14 protein-coding genes are annotated in these 16378 nt (G+C 41.4%); 7 read left to right on the top strand and 7 right to left on the bottom strand.

What is annotated here, in order from left to right; all coding sequences use genetic code 11:
- Positions 1 to 169: 169 nt before the first annotated feature.
- Entirely contained in the window at positions 170 to 604 is a 435-nt protein-coding gene (locus KTO63_RS14420; protein ID WP_217792027.1) for a type I restriction enzyme HsdR N-terminal domain-containing protein, read from the top strand.
- Between the two features lie 159 nt (positions 605 to 763).
- Here KTO63_RS14420 and KTO63_RS14415 read toward each other — a convergent pair whose 3' ends face one another.
- From KTO63_RS14415 to KTO63_RS14395, 5 genes are all read right to left on the bottom strand, one after another.
- Positions 764 to 2182, bottom strand: coding sequence for a Glu/Leu/Phe/Val family dehydrogenase (locus tag KTO63_RS14415; RefSeq protein WP_217792026.1), 1419 nt, complete (start codon positions 2180 to 2182; stop codon positions 764 to 766).
- 207 nt (positions 2183 to 2389) lie between these two features.
- On the bottom strand, positions 2390 to 2614 hold the full coding sequence (locus KTO63_RS14410; protein WP_217792025.1) for a CcmD family protein: 225 nt from the start codon (positions 2612 to 2614) through the stop codon (positions 2390 to 2392).
- A complete protein-coding gene (ccsA, locus tag KTO63_RS14405; protein ID WP_217792024.1) occupies positions 2607 to 3287 on the bottom strand; it encodes a cytochrome c biogenesis protein CcsA in 681 nt (226 codons plus the stop codon). Before ccsA ends, KTO63_RS14410 begins: the two co-directional genes overlap by 8 nt.
- 233 nt (positions 3288 to 3520) lie before the next feature.
- Positions 3521 to 4171, bottom strand: coding sequence for a heme exporter protein CcmB (locus KTO63_RS14400; RefSeq protein ID WP_217792023.1), 651 nt, complete (start codon positions 4169 to 4171; stop codon positions 3521 to 3523).
- 70 nt (positions 4172 to 4241) lie between these two features.
- On the bottom strand, positions 4242 to 5057 hold the full coding sequence (locus KTO63_RS14395) for a response regulator transcription factor (protein WP_217792022.1): 816 nt from the start codon (positions 5055 to 5057) through the stop codon (positions 4242 to 4244).
- Positions 5058 to 5428: 371 nt separating this feature from the next.
- Here KTO63_RS14395 and KTO63_RS14390 point away from each other — a divergent pair, with 371 nt between their 5' ends.
- Together KTO63_RS14390 and KTO63_RS14385 are read left to right on the top strand one after the other, a co-directional pair.
- Positions 5429 to 5953 carry a hypothetical protein gene (locus tag KTO63_RS14390; protein WP_217792021.1) on the top strand — a complete coding sequence of 175 codons (525 nt, stop codon included), beginning with the start codon at positions 5429 to 5431 and terminating at the stop codon, positions 5951 to 5953.
- Positions 5954 to 5984: 31 nt separating this feature from the next.
- Complete coding sequence (locus KTO63_RS14385) at positions 5985 to 9488, top strand: lectin-like protein (protein WP_217792020.1); 3504 nt, start codon at positions 5985 to 5987, stop codon at positions 9486 to 9488.
- A gap of 187 nt (positions 9489 to 9675) precedes the next feature.
- On the opposite strand, the gene KTO63_RS14380 is transcribed toward KTO63_RS14385, so the two are convergent.
- Entirely contained in the window at positions 9676 to 10257 is a 582-nt protein-coding gene (locus KTO63_RS14380; RefSeq protein WP_217792019.1) for a thymidine kinase, read from the bottom strand.
- Between the two features lie 80 nt (positions 10258 to 10337).
- On the opposite strand from KTO63_RS14380, the gene KTO63_RS14375 reads away from it, so the two are divergent.
- Complete coding sequence (locus tag KTO63_RS14375) at positions 10338 to 11072, top strand: hypothetical protein (protein ID WP_217792018.1); 735 nt, start codon at positions 10338 to 10340, stop codon at positions 11070 to 11072.
- Here the strand turns inward: KTO63_RS14375 and KTO63_RS14370 are convergent.
- Positions 11045 to 12319, bottom strand: a complete 1275-nt coding sequence (locus KTO63_RS14370; protein WP_217792017.1) for a 3-deoxy-D-manno-octulosonic acid transferase — start codon at positions 12317 to 12319, stop codon at positions 11045 to 11047. The two genes, KTO63_RS14375 and KTO63_RS14370, sit on opposite strands and share 28 nt — an antisense overlap.
- Before the next feature lie 353 nt (positions 12320 to 12672).
- Here KTO63_RS14370 and KTO63_RS14365 point away from each other — a divergent pair, with 353 nt between their 5' ends.
- The 3 genes from KTO63_RS14365 to KTO63_RS14355 all read left to right on the top strand — a co-directional run bounded on the left by KTO63_RS14365 (position 12673) and on the right by KTO63_RS14355 (position 16296).
- Complete coding sequence (locus tag KTO63_RS14365; RefSeq protein ID WP_217792016.1) at positions 12673 to 13803, top strand: DegT/DnrJ/EryC1/StrS family aminotransferase; 1131 nt, start codon at positions 12673 to 12675, stop codon at positions 13801 to 13803.
- Between the two features lie 26 nt (positions 13804 to 13829).
- Positions 13830 to 15146, top strand: a complete 1317-nt coding sequence (locus KTO63_RS14360) for a UDP-glucose dehydrogenase family protein (protein ID WP_217792015.1) — start codon at positions 13830 to 13832, stop codon at positions 15144 to 15146.
- Positions 15147 to 15312: 166 nt separating this feature from the next.
- Positions 15313 to 16296 (top strand): UDP-glucuronic acid decarboxylase family protein, encoded by a 984-nt coding sequence (locus tag KTO63_RS14355; RefSeq protein WP_217792014.1) that lies wholly within the window; start codon positions 15313 to 15315, stop codon positions 16294 to 16296.
- Positions 16297 to 16378: the final 82 nt, after the last annotated feature.

Raw genomic sequence — 16378 nt, 5'->3', positions numbered from 1 at the left:
AAAATTATAAAAACTTAATCAAACTTAGACTTGGTGGTTAACACAGAATCTTAGTGGTAAATTTGGGAATCGCACTGAAACGAAGTTATTAGAAGAGTCAGTTAAAGAAAACATCATTACAAATCATCACAATCATGAAAATCTGCGTTCCTTTTCCTAGGTTTGGCGCATGATAAAAATTGTTTTTCCCGATCATAAGTTCAAAATAAAGGAAGAAGGCGGGAAAGAATTAATATGGGATGAGTTTAGAAAGAAATGGCTGGTGATAACGCCGGAGGAGTGGGTGCGTCAAAATATTTTGCAATACATGGTGCAGGTGAAAAAATATCCGTCTGCATTGATTGCCCTTGAACGTGAACTGCTGATTGGAGAGGTAAAGAAAAGATTCGATATCGTGGTGTATAATAATCAACATCAGCCGTGGTTAATGGTGGAATGCAAGGCGATGCATGTGGCTGTGAATGAAAGAGTGTTGCAACAAATCATTCAATACAATATGGCGCTGCCTGTAACTTATATGATGGTAACAAATGGGAACAATACGTTCTGCTGCAAAAACGAAAAAGGAAAAGTGGCGTGGTTGGAAGAGCTTCCGGAATTTTAGTGAGCACGCAGATGACACTGATTGGACTGATTAACGCGGATTTTCGTGTTGGTTCTTTCTCAAAAACAAACAGCAAGACAGTAGTAGTCTTGCTGTTTGTTTTTTATAAATCTGATCAGTGTAAATCAGTCTAATCAGTGTCATCTGTGTGCCAATTGCCTATGGGAAAATGCCCAGCTCGGCATAGCTCGTAGCAACTTTATTAATGGCTACTACGTATGCTGCTGTACGCATGTCAGGAATGGATGGATTGGCGTGCCAACAGTCAACAATTTCACGTGTTGCAGTGATCATCGTTTCTTCAAGACCGCTGTAAACCAGGTCAACCTCATCAGCACCGTGCATGATCAATTGTCTTTCCTGATCAACCACTTTTTTGCCGGTAAGGTCTTCCATCTGCTCGATAATGCGGGCATTCATGTTTTCTGTGAATCTTTTTTCAAGACGACCGTAACGAACGTGGCTAAGGTTTTTCAACCATTCGAAGTATGAAACAGTTACACCACCGGCGTTCAGGTACATATCAGGAACAACCAGTACTCCTCTTTTTGCAAATACTTCATCTGCTTCAGGAGTAAGAGGTCCGTTCGCTGCTTCACCAATGATTCTCGCTTTCACTCTCGGTGCGTTTTCGCCGTTGATAACATTTTCCAAAGCCGCAGGAATAAGGATATCGCAATCCAGTTCCAATGCAAGATTTGAATTTTCAACGTTTGTTGCGCCAGGAAAATTTAAGATAGATCCTGTTTTCTTTCTGTGTTGAAAAACTTCTTCTTCGTTCAAGCCATCGGGGTTAGTGATAGCGCCTTCGTACTCTGCCAATGCAATTACTTTAGCACCGCCTTCACGGAAGAATTTAGCGGCGTGGTAACCCACGTTTCCTAAACCTTGTACGATAACGCGCTTGTTTTTGATGCCTACTTCCATGCCAACACGCTGCATCATTTCAGGCATGTTACATACTTCACGCAAGCCGTAAAATACGCCAAGGCCTGTTGCCTCGCGGCGACCGCGGACACCACCCTGGGAAACCGGTTTGCCGGTAACGCAACCCAATGCATCAATCTCGCCGGGGCGCATGCTTGTATATGTATCGAGGATCCATGACATTTCGCGCTCACCTGTACCATAATCAGGGGCGGGAACGTCTGTACCCGGTCCAATAAAATTTTTCTTGATCAGTTCCGCAGTGTAGCGGCGCGTAATTTTTTCCAGTTCGTAAGGGGTATATTTTTTAGGGTCGATGTTGATACCGCCTTTAGCTCCGCCAAATGGTACGTTCACGATGGCACATTTAAATGTCATCAGCGCGGCAAGGGCCATTACTTCATCAAGATTTACAGAAGTTGCGAAGCGGATACCTCCTTTACAAGGTGTTTTGTGGTGAGAGTGCTGTACGCGATATGCTTTTATAACTTCCACTTTATCTCCGATCTTAACCGGGAAGTGCATACGGTAAACGGCATTACATTGTTTAATTTGTTCAAGCACACCTTCATCAACGGTAGTGAATTTGGCGGCTTTGTCAAAGCTTTTCTCTACAGCTCCAAAAAAGCTGTACTCATGTTTAGTAGACATAGTTTGAAATTTATGGTATTACAATCGTTGGTTGCTACCGGGCTAAATAAGAAAAAATGAATTACAGGTATTCTTTGTCTTTCATTTTGGCGTGCAAGCTAAGGGTATTTTGAAGAATTAGAAGTTAAATGTTGGGAAATTCAAAAGTCAAAAATCAAAATTCAAAAGGCTGCGCAGGATGCGTTTTTACTTTTGAATTTTTACTTTTTACTTTTCTTTTTCCAGCTTACCAATCTTTCTGTCAAGTCTAACCAAATAGGTTAATAAGCCAAATAGAATGATCAATACTACAGCGACAACCACGTAAATTTTTCCATTGCTGCGCATTTCAAAAGCTGTATATTTTTGTTGGGCCTCTGTTACTTGTGCCCAAAGGGAAACGGGGATTAGCTGAAGCAATACAATTGCCAGCAATAATTGAATTTTAGTCATTTAAAATGCTTCTTTCTTTTATTAAATCTAGCCTGATCTTTAATGATGTTATCCAAACGCCTAATAACGTCCATCCGATGATGGCAGGATAAAAAACCATTCTTAAACGGGCATCGCTGTCTTTAAAATTCAGAGCTGGGTTGCCTTCTTTTCCCGGGTGCAAACTATCCAGTAATCTCGGCAAAATCCAAATGGACGGGAATAGCATAGCATACGCGAAAATGGCATACACAGCGCTTATTCTTGCTCTCTTGTCAATATCTGTCAAAGAACCTCTCAGCACCAGGTACGCAAAATAAATTAGTAACGCTATTGCGGCACCTAATAGTTTAGGTTCGCGAAAAATTTCTGTATCAGACGCAAACTCTGTCCATGTGTATTTTGCCCACAAGGCACCAGTTATATAGCCCAGTATACCGAATAAAATACCCACTTTGGTAAAATTCACTGCGTACAGATCATCACGTAAATTTTGCGAACGCAAATACTTTATAGAATAAACAACTGAAGTAGTAAAAAGGATCATCATGCCGAACCACATGCACACGTGGAAGTACAGGTTGCGAATTGTTTCGTGTAAAATTTCCCTTGCCGGAACGCTAAACAGGAAACCGCCGATAACTGTGTAGGTAAGCAGAATGACGCAGAGTATTTTCCACCATTTCTTGTGCATAAATATCAGATTGGTAATAACTTATGAGTAGCATTAGCTTTCACAAGTTGAAAGTGTGGGCAAATTTAATGTAAACAGGGATAAGAAAAAAGAGAGTTTGGTCAGGTGGGCGTTCGTGAGTGGTCAATCGTCAATCGTGAATCGTAACTCTCTGAAAAATAGTAGTTGTGTCGAATGGGAATACCGAACTATAAACAACCCATTCCTGATTGACTATTCACCATTCACGTCGATTAGTCCTTCCACAAAAATGGAAACAGGATAATTGCAAGCGTAATCACCAGGATATCCATGGCCACTAGCAGCGACACCATTTGGAACATCCCGGCCTGGATAACATCAGAGAAAGCTGCATTGGCCACTTTCATCAACAGCATCAATTGAGGAATGATAATGGGGAAGCCCAGAATTGCCATCAAAGAAGCGTTTTGCTGAGCACGTGCAGCGATGGCAGATAAAAAAGTGAAAACCAAGCTTAGGCTCATACCACCCAGTACCGTAAGGCCGAAAAACATGATGCCATATCTTACCTCATTGCCGAGCAATATAGTGAACAGTGCCCAGCTCACAAGGCTCATGGCCATCATCAAAAGGGCGTTGAATACCAGTTTGGCAATGATGAAGTTTCTTGCGCCGGTAATGGAGTAGAAGTACAACATTCTTCCGCGGCTTTCCTGCAGGAAACTTTTAGCTACCGCATTTACGCAGACAAACAATTGAATCATCCAGAAAAGGCCGTTCCATACTGCGCTTTCCGGCTGACCCATCGCAAGGTACAGTACGAAAATAGTAGCTGCCACATACAGCAAAATGCCATAAAAAGTATGCTGCTGACGGATTTCCAGCAAAAAATCTTTCTTGAAAAGTGTTAGGATGTGACTCATTGCGGGCGAAGGTAGGAAGAAGTTGAGAATTGAGAATTGAGAGTTGAGGGTTGCAGGAAGTGGGTTCTCCTCAGGCTCCTGCTAACAACCAACAACTATCAACTAACAACCATACCTGCAGCAGGCCCTGCTTCAGTGCAAAGCTGATAAGCTCCGAAGTATTCTTCGTGTGGGTCTTCTTTAAAATGTTTTTGCGGTGATTGTTGATCGTGTTGAGGCTTGCAAAAAGTTTGTCTGCAATTTGTTTACTGCTGAGTCCATCGTTGATGCATTTTAATACTTCGATCTCACGTTTTGTGAGGTGCACTGTGTTTTGGTCGGGAGAAAAAACATCGCGTGTGATCAGCTCGCAGCTATGGTTATCTGCGCTATTTATTTCAGCAACGAAAATTATCTTGTTGTCGTATTTGAAGTGTGTGATGTCTGTAAATGTTCCAACAAAATGTAACGGAGACTCTTTGCTAAAGTTGTTGAGGAAAGAAATGTTTTGTATGAAAATGCGCTCTGTGCCTGATTTTGAGAAAACGCGAAAATTAAATGAGAAAGTGAGTTTATCTTTTTCGCAATGATTTTTTCTGCACAGATAATCGATGGTGGGAAATATTTTTTCCAACAAAACTTTTTCATCATCAGTGTTCCAATGCAATTCGATCATCGGATTGTTTTCCGGAAAATGATTGCCTGCTAAAACGTTTTTTGCATTGCCATCCAGATAAAAATATTCGTATTGATTTTTGTCGAGTATGAATAAAAATGACGATGGTGCCTTTGCAAGAGAGTTGTTTGCACCACTTATCTCCTGCAACAATTGCTGAGTGTTTGTATGAAGATCAACATGCACTTTCTCTTCATTTAGTTGATAAAAGGTAGATCGAAAACTTTGCATAGGAGGTTCGTTAGCGTCAGTAAATATAGCTATTTATGGCTATATGATGAGCGTGTTTATCTTAATACATTTGTTTACTTCTACTAGTGTCCTATAAAAAATCTCCTGCTGAGTCTCAATTAAATCTTTGCTAATTCGATCCTTACCACAAGAGCAAATTCCTTGCCCGCATAAAAGTTATAATATCCTTTCACGATATTCTTTATCAAGCATATCTGATGATACTGCCGTACACTGAAGCCAGGTTTTTGATTACAACAACAATGACAACAAATGCATGTAGAAACTAGGGTAATCATACGCCGTGGCAATTCTATGTTTATACCACTCGTTCCGTTTCATTATTGCAATAACCTTAAAAACGAAAAAGTATGGTTAAGAAAATTTGCGATGCCAGAAAATCATCCGTCGCCAAATGGCTTGCCAGTCAAAGCCCACATTTACAAAAAGCTGTTTTATTGCTTGCCGTTTCATTTTGCTTCGCTGCTCCGCTTCAATCAGGCAATGGTAAACATGCTTCTTCTTCCACAAACAAAATCATTTCACAGTCTAACTCCGATGAGCAATGGACGCTCGCAAAGTCCACTGACAAAGTAGACATCTACTATGTGATAAAGGACTGCAAAGGTCAGAAGACCGTTTTCCTGAAAGTGGACAATAAAAATAATTATGCAGTGAAGATAAGCTGGAAAGAAAAATTTGAAACCCAACAGAAGGTAACAGTAGAAGGCGCCACAGGCAAACAGCTCGTGTTGGCTGCCGGTGAAACCATCCAGGCAAATTGCGACAATGACACTGCCAAAGAATGTGTAATCGCCGCATCACAGGTAACACCTGCATTTAAAGCAGATGTATCTAAATACGATGTAGCAAACCTATCAGTATCAAAAAACTAAGAAACATTTTTAATCAACAAAAAAGCCCATTATGATACCAAAATTACTAAAGCCTTCCTTATACAAAGTCATGCTATGCATTACGCTTTGTATATGCTGTTTGATGCAGTTTGCACAAGCACAAAATAAAGACAGCAAGGGAAAGGATTTCTGGCTGATGTTCAACACCAACCTGGGAACCCCAACCATTACCCTCTTTATAACCTCTAACGTAAACACGTCTGGTAAAGTTGAAATCCCCGGACTTAGCTTTTCTCAAACTTTTACTGTATTGGCAAACAAAGTAACCAACGTTACATTGCCCGCTACTGTTGCTTCTCATACCAATAACGTTGCCGACAATAAAGGTATTCACGTAACTTCCGTGGATGAAGTAACAGTGTATGGATTGAACTACATTCCATTTACAACTGACGCTTATTTAGGATTGCCAACAGATGCGTTAGGTACAGACTACATCATACTTACTTACAAAAACTCACTCGTAAATGGTGTTGAATTTGGTGTTGTTTCAACAGCAGACAACAACCAGGTAACCATTACACCTACCGTAACAACATTGACCCGCACAGCCGGAGTACCTTACACGATCACGCTTAACAAAGGACAGACTTACGAGTTGATGAACAGTTCATCTGCCGGAGATTTTTCCGGTACAACTATTACATCAACACAACCAATAGGCGTGTTTGGTGGCCACCAGTGCGGTAACGTGCCGGGCGGTGCTGCTTATTGCGACCACCTTGTAGAGATGCTGCCTCCAACATCTACCTGGGGTAAAAAATTTGGATTGGTGCCTTTGAAGGCGCGTACAAATGGTGATACATGGCGCTTCCTCGCTTCCGAAAACGGAACTGTTGTTTCTATCAACGGCGTTGCTCAACCGTCTGTTAACAAAGGACAATTTGTAGAAAAAGTTTTAACAGGACAAAACGTAGTTGAATCAAACAAGCCAATATTGGTTTGTCAATATGCAAACGGATCTACATTCTCTGGCAACCCCGGTGATCCGTTTATGATGTTGATTCCTCCATTGGAACAATTCCTTGCCAACTATACGGTAACAACTGTTACAGGGTATGTTGCGCACTACATCAATGTGGTGGCTCCTAAAGCAATTGTAGGAACTGTTACCATGGACGGCGTTGCCATACCGGCAGGCTCATTCACCGCAATTGGAACAACGGGCTTCTATGGCGCACAATTGACGGTGCAGCCCGGTTCTCACACACTGAATGGCACATTGCCGTTTGGAGTGTTTATGTATGGATTCAACAATGATGACTCGTATGGTTATCCGGGTGGCCAGTCCTTCTCAGAAGTGGCTACGGTGACCAGTGTTGCCATTTCTCCAAAAACGGGAACGGGAAATATTGCTAACCAGCAATGCTTCACCGGAACAGTGAAAGATCAGTTTGGAAATCCTGTTGCAGATATTCGTGTAGACTTTAACATAAAGGGCAAAAACCCAGGCAGCAGCGGTTTTGCTGTTACCGGTCCTAATGGTATTGCAACCTTCTGCTATAAAGGACCTTTGGCAGGTAAGGACACAGTTGTTGCAACTGTAGGTTCGCTTACTGATGATGCAATATTTACATGGACAGAAGACAATGTATGTAATATAACAGCTACTGCTACTACTACAAACGCCACAGGTGATGCAGCAGATGGAGGCGCTAAAATTGTAGCCAGTGGTGGAACCGGCCCGTATACATTTACATTGAATAACATCAGCAATAACATAGGTGAGTTTGCTGGCTTGTTGGCCGGTACTTACAGCTTTACAATCAAAGATTCTAAAAACTGTACAGCAACAGGTACTGTTATTATTTCGAAGACAATTGTAACTCCTCCGGTTACTACAGTCAAATGTCCTAAGGATACAGTTATTGAGGCTGATCCAATAACATGTAAGGCAACAGTGGCATGGCCTGAACCTAATTTTATATTCCCTGATTCAATAGCATTGCCTCCGGCTTATAATGAGCCTAACAGTAATCTCTGGTTTAAGGGAACTTATAATAACCATGCTTATTACGTTTCAGATGGCTTCTACCAATGGCCTGTTGCAAAAGATCTCGCAACTGCAAGAGGCGGTCACCTGGTTACCATCACTTCGCAAGGTGAAAGCGATTTCATCTTTACCAATTTCAAACAAGGTATCGTGTATGGTCCGTGGATAGGATTGTACAATACCGGTGAATTGGGCAAATTTGCATGGGTTACAGGCGAACCATTAGTATTTACTCATTGGGCTCCAACAGAACCTAACAATAAAGGCGGACGTCTTGATTCAATAGCTGAAGAATTTGTTCACATTTGGGGACCTGATCCTAAGAACGGATGGAACGATCTTACAAGGCTTTACTATCTGCCGTTTATTGCCGAGTTTGATGAGCCAATAATAATTTATAAACAAATATCAGGACCTCCTAATTTCAGCCAGCAAACTCCGGGTGTTTACACCGTTTGTTATGAAGCGACAAACAGAATAACAAATAAGAAAGATACCTGCTGCTTTACTGTGGAAGTGAAATGCAGAGGATTGCTTACAACATGTCCTAGCGACACAACCATTAAAGCCGATCCGGGAACATGTAAGGTTAAGTTGAAATTGCCGATACCAACCATAAACTGGCCGGCTACAATACCTATTCCGGATGGAATGTTCACGAAGAACAACACGTTGAAATTTGGCGGTGTACTTAACGGTCATGGTTACTATTCAACAGATGGTGGATACAGATGGCCTGAAGCAGATCAGATATCCAAAGATCTTAAAGGACACCTTGTAACTATTGGAAGCTCTGGCGAAAATAGTTTCATTAACGACAAGTTCAGGAAGATCAATGCATATGCTCCTTGGATAGGATTGTACAATACTGGAACTGTAGGAAGTTTTGCATGGGTTACCGGCGAACCACTTACTTACACAAACTGGTTCCCAACAGAACCTAACAACAAGGGCGGTAATGCAAATGTGATTGCAGAACCATATGTTCTCCTGAATGGATACGATTATTTGAACAGGTGGAACGACATGGGTAGATTCTCTCTTGCTGGTTTTGTTACAGAATTTGAACGTCCTATGCTGGGCTTCAAACAAAAATCAGGACCAATAGAAGGAACAGAAGTTGGACCTGGCGTTTACGAAATCTGTTATGAAGTCACAGATAGTTCATTGAATGTTACATTCGAATGTTGTTTCAAGATCACTGTAACATGTGACCAGGTTCCATTAAGCAGTACTGTACTTAATAATGGACGCGTTAACAGCGAACAGCCTAAACTATTCAAAGCATCCGCTGTGCCTAATCCAAGCGTGACCAACTTTAAGGTGAAAGTAAATTCAGATAATTTGGTTGAACGCGTAAGTGTACAAGTTGTCGACATTTCCGGCAGAGTACTTGAAGCGAAAAACAATGTGGTACCAAACAGTACCGTAACAGTCGGCGATGGCTTCAGCAGAGGTGTTTACTTCATACAAGTTATGCAAGGAACCAAAAGAGAAATATTGAGAGTTGTTAAAGAATAGTAGTTGTTAATTCTTAATATGTAAACCCCAAAGGGCTGTGTCGAAAGACACGGCCCTTTGTATTTTGAATGACTTAATAATTGAATAATTGAATAACAGAGAAAGCCCGCGAAGTGATTCGGCTTGATAATCTAACTTTTAGATTTCGCATAGGAGAAAGCAGTTCCCAACTCCTAATTCCTAACTCCTAACTCCTGATTCCTGATTCCTCATAATAGCAATGCCTGCATCTCGGCTCATAAACATCTTTTTCGCCGAGTAGGACCTGCGGTCCTGTGGCTGACTTCCTGTAAGAATAATTAGCAATGTTTCCACATTTTACACAAATGGCATGCAACTTGGTAATATAATCTGCTTTGGCTAGTAGATTGGGCATTTGCCCGAAAGGTTTAGCCAGGTAGTCCATATCCAATCCTGCAACAATTACGCGGATACCACGAAGGGCTAGCTGGTCGCACACTTCGGGTAGCATGTCGTCAAAGAACTGAGCCTCGTCAATACCAATCACATCTACATCATTTGCAAGCAGTAATATAGTTTGCGAATTATCGATAGGAGAAGAGATTATTGAGTTTTCATCGTGAGACACAATATTCTGCTCGTGATAGCGTATATCAATAGCAGGTTTAAATATTTCAACCTTCAGGTTGGCTATTTTGGCTCTTTTGAGGCGACGGATCAGCTCTTCGGTTTTTCCGGAAAACATACTTCCGCAAATAACTTCAATCCAGCCACGGCGCTCTCCCGATAAATTCGGTTCGATGAACATAATCAGTAATTAGTGATTTGTTGGAAAATTGTATCTAACTTTATAATTGATTGAACACTAACCCAAAAGTAATTGTAAACATGGAAAGAGTCAAAGCGTTGATCGCAAAGCTGCAAGAACAGCTGGATCAAAACAACGATGTTTCAGCCATGATGTTAACTGTTCAGCTCCTTCAGGCTGAACTACAGCACGCTGCACAAGGCGAACGGCCGCAATTGGGGTCGGCAAAGGTAGCAGTTGTACTGCCTTCTTTCAACTCTTCGCACGCAAAACTATCCACAGAAGTTGCGCCAAAATCTGAAGAAATAAAAGTAGAAGTAGAAAAGGAACAATTTATACAGGAAAAGCCGGTAGTTGTTCCAAAACCACAGTCGGCTCCGCCTCAACCTGTTACAAAAAAGAAAGATCCCCCAATTGAATGGGTATTTGATGCGGTAAGGGAAATTCCAACCCTTGCACACCAGGCAGATTTTAAAGAAATCAACGATGTGATCGCCAAAAATGGCAATGGTGCTACTTCGCTGAATGATCGTCTCAGGTCAAACGGCACAGAGCTCAGCGATACGATCGTAGATGCTCCGGTTCGTGACCTTAGAAAAGCCATTGGCGTCAATGACCGCTACGTATTTGTAAGCGAACTTTTCAGAGGCGATGAAGTTGGATATGAACGAAGCATTAAAACCATCAATAACTTCCGCATACTGGCAGAAGCTCAATACTGGATCGAAAGAGAATTGAAATTAAAACTGGGATGGGATGAAAATAAGGAAATCGTAAAACTGTTTGATCAGTTAGTTAAAAGACGTTTTTCCTGAATATGATCCATCACTTTGTTAGTGGCGCCTTTGTGGGTATAAACATAGTTTTTAGCCGCAAAGGCCGACTTTTCAAGTACTTCGGCATCGTTTAGTAACTCGTTAAAGGTAGCCTCCAACTCCAATGCGCTGCCAACACTAAGGCCTCCGCCGCAATCTTCCAGTTCCACCGCCTCAATGTATTTATCATACACCGGTCCGTAAACAACAGGTTTGCCATACACCGCAGCTTCCAGCACATTGTGTACGCCATCTTCTCCAAAACCGCCACCAATAAAGGTTACAGTTGCATAATGATATAGTTTCGACAGCATCCCAATGTTATCAATAATTAAAACATTGTTTGCTATCTGCGAATCTGCAATGATTCCCGCCTCAATACTTTTCCTGAGTTCAGAAAAACGGATCGTGTTCTTAAAAAGTTTTTCAATGCTTTGTAAATGGTCCTCGTCAATTTCATGCGGAGCAATTACAAAACGAATTTCCGGATGTGTATTGGCGTAATGATCCATTTCTTTTTCATCTTCATCCCAGGTACTTCCTGCAACAATCACTTTATGATTGTAACAAAAATGCGCCACCACGTCAATCGGCTTAAATCCTTCAGCAATCTCTATTACCCTGTCGAAGCGTGTATCTCCGCCAACCGTAACATTGTCGGTAATATTTATTTTTTCGAGCAGATCTTTTGATGCCTTATTTTGAACAAACAAATGTGCAAAGCAAGCCAGCATTTCTCTATGCATACCGCCATACCATTTAAAAAAAGGCTGCCCCTTACGGTATATGCCGGAGATCAGCAGGAGAGGGGTGTTTCGTTTTTTTATTGCAGTAAGATAATAGTACCAGTATTCGTATTTCACCCACAAAACAAGCTGCGGTTTTGCAATCGCCAGTAATTTTTCAGCATTTGCACGACTATCGAGCGGCAAATAAAAAATCCAGTCTGCACCGCTATAGTCTTTTCTTACCTCGTAACCCGATGGTGAAAAAAAGGTGAGTAATATGGCCACGCCGGGATATTCTGCTCTGATCTTTTCGAGCACGGGACGTCCCTGTTCAAACTCTCCGAGCGATGCGCAGTGCATCCATACCACCGGTTTGGTGTTGCTGGCGAAGGCTTGTTGCAGTTTACTGAAAATATCTTTTCTTCCATCCAGCCATTTTTTTGCTTTGGGGTTCCACGGTGCAATAAGCCTGATGCCGAAAGAATACAGCAATGTAAAGAGTTTATAAAAAAATAGCATTAAGATAAAAAGTTGAAAACGTTCAGAAAATAAAGATAGAGGAAGGAGATCAATAATTTGAAGATTTGAAGATTTGAAAATTTGAAAATTCCTTTGGTGCATTAGTATTGACCAATGTTGATCATAACAAAAAGAGGCCAACTATCAAGGAAGAATGATCGACCAGAAGCATTTTCAAATTTTCAAATTTTCAAATCGTCAAATTAAGGCCTAAAGCCTTTTTTGGCATTATTTTAGAAAGAGAATTGCCCTAAAATAATCGTTTTGATGCATTTAAGTGATTCCCAAGGCTCAAAAAACAATAGGCTGCTACACTTATTTCACTATTTTTGCGGCGCTTAAAATCTATAATTATGCATCCTATACAAATGGTGGACACGCGTCGCCAGTACCTCAAAATAAAAGACCAGATCGACGCGGCTGTACTTGGAGTAATTGACAGTTCAATGTTTATAGGCGGCAAAACCGTGAACGACTTCTCAGAAAATCTTGCAAAATATAATGGTTCAAAGCACGTAGTAACCTGCGCAAACGGTACCGATGCATTGCAAATTGCCATGATGGCGCTGGATTTAAAACCGGGAGATGAGGTGATTACCCCGTCTTTTACGTATATTGCTACTGTTGAGGTTGTGGCATTGTTGCGTTTAACCCCCGTTTTTGTTGAAGTAGATCCTCAAACATTTTGCATCGATCCCGCTGCCATAGAAAAAGCCATCACCCCGAAAACGAAGGCAATTGTTCCCGTACACTTATATGGCCATGCTGCAAACATGGACGCGATTATGGATATTGCCAAAAAACATAACCTTTTCGTCATCGAAGATAACGCACAGGCTATAGGCAGTGATTATACCTTTAAAGACGGAACGACTAAAAAAACAGGATCCATTGGTACAATAGGCTGCACGTCTTTCTACCCATCCAAAAATTTAGGATGTTATGGAGACGGTGGCGCAATATTTACTGATGACGATGCGTTAGCTGACAAAATGCGGATGATAGCCAATCACGGCCAAAGCAAACGCTACTACCATGATGTGGTGGGTTGTAACAGTAGACTGGATGCCATTCAAGCCGCCATATTGGACATTAAATTGAAAGAACTGGATAATTATATAGCTGCCAGGACAAAAGTGGCTGATTTTTATGATAACGCATTTGCCAATAACCCTAAGTTAAAGGTTCCCTTCAGGGCTTCTAACAGCAAGCATGTGTTTCACCAATACACATTAACGCTGGAAGGTGTGGATAGAGATGGTTTAAGCAAATTTCTTGCAGAACATAAAATTCCTTCAATGCTTTATTATCCGGTGCCGGCGCACCGTCAAAAAATGTTTGCTGCGTTTAACAGCGAAGCAACTGATTTGCCGGTAACGGATTATTTGACTGAAAGAGTGATCTCACTTCCAATTCATACAGAAATGGACGCAGATCAAATGAAGTATATTATTGACAAAGTATTAGCATTTGTAAACAACTAAATAAACCATAAAAACACTTTCCTAAAATGAAAATTGCAGTTGTAGGAACGGGCTACGTGGGGCTCGTAACAGGCACATGTTTCTCCGAAACAGGAAATGAAGTAACCTGTATTGACATCGATCAGAAAAAAGTTGAGAAGCTTACTAATGGAGAAATCACCATTTATGAGCCCGGCCTTGAAAAATTATTCCTTCGCAATTTAAAAGAAGAGCGTCTTCGCTTTACTACCAATCTCGAAGAAGGTATTAAAGATGCGCAAATAGTATTCCTGGCACTTCCAACACCTCCGGGTGAGGATGGATCTGCAGACCTGAGATATATATTGGGTGTTGCAGATCATATAGGTAAATTATTAACCGACTACAAAGTAATCGTTGACAAAAGCACAGTGCCAGTTGGTACCGCAGAAAAAGTGCATGCAGCCATCGCAAAAAACTGCAAAGTAGAATTTGATGTGGTGTCAAACCCTGAATTTTTACGTGAAGGTGTTGCGGTTGATGACTTCATGAAGCCCGACAGAGTGGTGATCGGTACAAGCTCAGAAAAAGCAAAGAAGTATATGAGCGACCTGTACGCGCCATTTGTGCGTTCCGGTAACCCTGTAATTTTTATGGATGAGCGTTCCGCAGAACTTACCAAATATGCGGCAAACTCTTTCCTTGCTACAAAGATCTCATTCATGAACGAGATTGCGCAGCTTTGTGAAAGACTGGATGCAGATGTTGACATGGTTCGTCGCGGTATTGGTAGCGACGAAAGAATCGGTAAAAGATTCCTGTTTCCCGGCATTGGTTACGGCGGAAGCTGCTTTCCTAAAGATGTTCAGGCACTGGTAAAATCTTCAACCGAAGTTAGCTATGACTTCCAGATACTGAACGCAGTTATGGATGTGAATGAAAAACAAAAACTTCATTTGCTGCCAAAAGTTAGAAAATTCTTCAAAGGTGACTTGAAAGGCAAACACTTCGCTTTGTGGGGGCTTGCTTTCAAACCTAATACAGACGATATTCGCGAAGCTCCGGCTTTATACATCATTGATGCTTTGCTGGCAGAAGGCGCTACTGTTACTGCTTACGACCCTGAAGCAATGAACAATGTGAAAAGCGTTATTGGAGATAAAATTCAATACGCAGAAAGCCAATACGATGCTTTGGCAGGCGCAAATGCATTGATCATTGCAACAGAATGGAACGAGTTTAGAACACCGGATTTCCTTAAGATCGTTTCTAACCTGAAAAGTAAAGTGATCTTTGATGGTCGCAATCTTTTCGAAGTAGACGCTATTGGAGAACTGGGTTTCCACTATGAAAGCATTGGCCGTCCGGCAGCAGTAAAAAAGTAAGGAATTAGGAATTAGAAATTAGGAATTAGATGTTCCTGGTTTCTAATTCCCTGTTTATATTCGGGTAGATGCTAATGACACATTCTATAAAACGTTGCATTTCATTCACACTCGTAGAATATGAAACACTAATTCCTAATTCCTAATTTCTAATTTCTCAAACAACATGTCCCGTAAACGAGTACTCATCACCGGCGCCGCAGGATTTTTAGGATCACATCTTTGCGACCGTTTTATAAAAGAAGGTTTTCACGTAATTGGAATGGATAACCTTATTACAGGCGATCTTCGCAACATTGAACATTTGTTCAAGCTCGAACAATTTGAATTTTACCACCACGATGTGAGCAAATTCATTCACGTTCCCGGCGAACTTCACTATATCTTACATTTTGCTTCACCGGCTAGCCCGATCGACTATTTAAAAATTCCTATCCAAACGCTGAAAGTAGGTTCCCTGGGAACGCACAACTGTCTTGGTTTGGCAAAAGCGAAAAACGCCAGGATGTTGATCGCATCTACATCAGAAGTATATGGTGATCCGTTGGTGCATCCGCAAAACGAGGAGTATTGGGGCAATGTGAACCCGATAGGCCCACGTGGTGTATATGATGAAGCAAAACGCTTCCAGGAAGCGATCACAATGGCATACCACACTTTCCATAATTTAGAAACAAGAATAGTACGCATATTCAACACATACGGCCCGCGCATGCGACTTAATGACGGTCGTGCACTACCTGCATTCATCGGCCAGGCATTGCGTGGAGAAGATCTTACAGTGTTTGGAGATGGTTCTCAAACCCGCTCTTTCTGCTATGTAGATGATCTTATCGAAGGCATTTACCGTTTGTTGATGAGCGATTATGTAAACCCGGTAAACATTGGCAACCCGGATGAAATTTCTCTGAAAGACTTCGCAGAAGAGATCATCAAACTGACCGGTACAACACAGAAGATTGTCTACAAGCCTTTGCCAAAAGATGATCCTAAACAGCGCAAGCCGGACATCTCCAAAGCAAAAGAAATCCTGGGATGGGAGCCAAAAGTAAAACGTGCAGAAGGCGTTCGAATTACTTATGAGTACTTTAAATCCTTACCTAAAGAAGAGCTTGTAAAACAGCCGAAAGAATTTCAAAGCGTCAAATAAATTGAAAATTGAAAGTTGAAAATTGAAAATGAACGGTGCAACCTTTCGTTCTCCATTTTCAACTTTCCATTTTCCCCGCCTG

Origin of the sequence: Pinibacter aurantiacus (assembly GCF_019130065.1) — a bacterium.
GTDB lineage: Bacteria > Bacteroidota > Bacteroidia > Chitinophagales > Chitinophagaceae > Pinibacter > Pinibacter aurantiacus.
The sequence above is the reverse complement of the archived record's forward strand: the minus strand, read 5'-3'. Positions and strand labels throughout refer to the sequence as shown.

Coding starts and splice junctions, on each gene's coding strand:
- KTO63_RS14365 (WP_217792016.1), top strand. CDS start 12,673: ATGCATCCTATACAAATGGTGGACACGCGTCGCCAGTACCTCAAAATA.
- KTO63_RS14420 (WP_217792027.1), top strand. CDS start 170: ATGATAAAAATTGTTTTTCCCGATCATAAGTTCAAAATAAAGGAAGAA.
- KTO63_RS14355 (WP_217792014.1), top strand. CDS start 15,313: ATGTCCCGTAAACGAGTACTCATCACCGGCGCCGCAGGATTTTTAGGA.
- KTO63_RS14370 (WP_217792017.1), bottom strand. CDS start 12,319: ATGCTATTTTTTTATAAACTCTTTACATTGCTGTATTCTTTCGGCATC.
- KTO63_RS14410 (WP_217792025.1), bottom strand. CDS start 2,614: ATGACTAAAATTCAATTATTGCTGGCAATTGTATTGCTTCAGCTAATC.
- KTO63_RS14390 (WP_217792021.1), top strand. CDS start 5,429: ATGGTTAAGAAAATTTGCGATGCCAGAAAATCATCCGTCGCCAAATGG.
- ccsA (WP_217792024.1), bottom strand. CDS start 3,287: ATGCACAAGAAATGGTGGAAAATACTCTGCGTCATTCTGCTTACCTAC.
- KTO63_RS14400 (WP_217792023.1), bottom strand. CDS start 4,171: ATGAGTCACATCCTAACACTTTTCAAGAAAGATTTTTTGCTGGAAATC.
- KTO63_RS14375 (WP_217792018.1), top strand. CDS start 10,338: ATGGAAAGAGTCAAAGCGTTGATCGCAAAGCTGCAAGAACAGCTGGAT.
- KTO63_RS14385 (WP_217792020.1), top strand. CDS start 5,985: ATGATACCAAAATTACTAAAGCCTTCCTTATACAAAGTCATGCTATGC.
- KTO63_RS14360 (WP_217792015.1), top strand. CDS start 13,830: ATGAAAATTGCAGTTGTAGGAACGGGCTACGTGGGGCTCGTAACAGGC.
- KTO63_RS14415 (WP_217792026.1), bottom strand. CDS start 2,182: ATGTCTACTAAACATGAGTACAGCTTTTTTGGAGCTGTAGAGAAAAGC.
- KTO63_RS14380 (WP_217792019.1), bottom strand. CDS start 10,257: ATGTTCATCGAACCGAATTTATCGGGAGAGCGCCGTGGCTGGATTGAA.
- KTO63_RS14395 (WP_217792022.1), bottom strand. CDS start 5,057: ATGCAAAGTTTTCGATCTACCTTTTATCAACTAAATGAAGAGAAAGTG.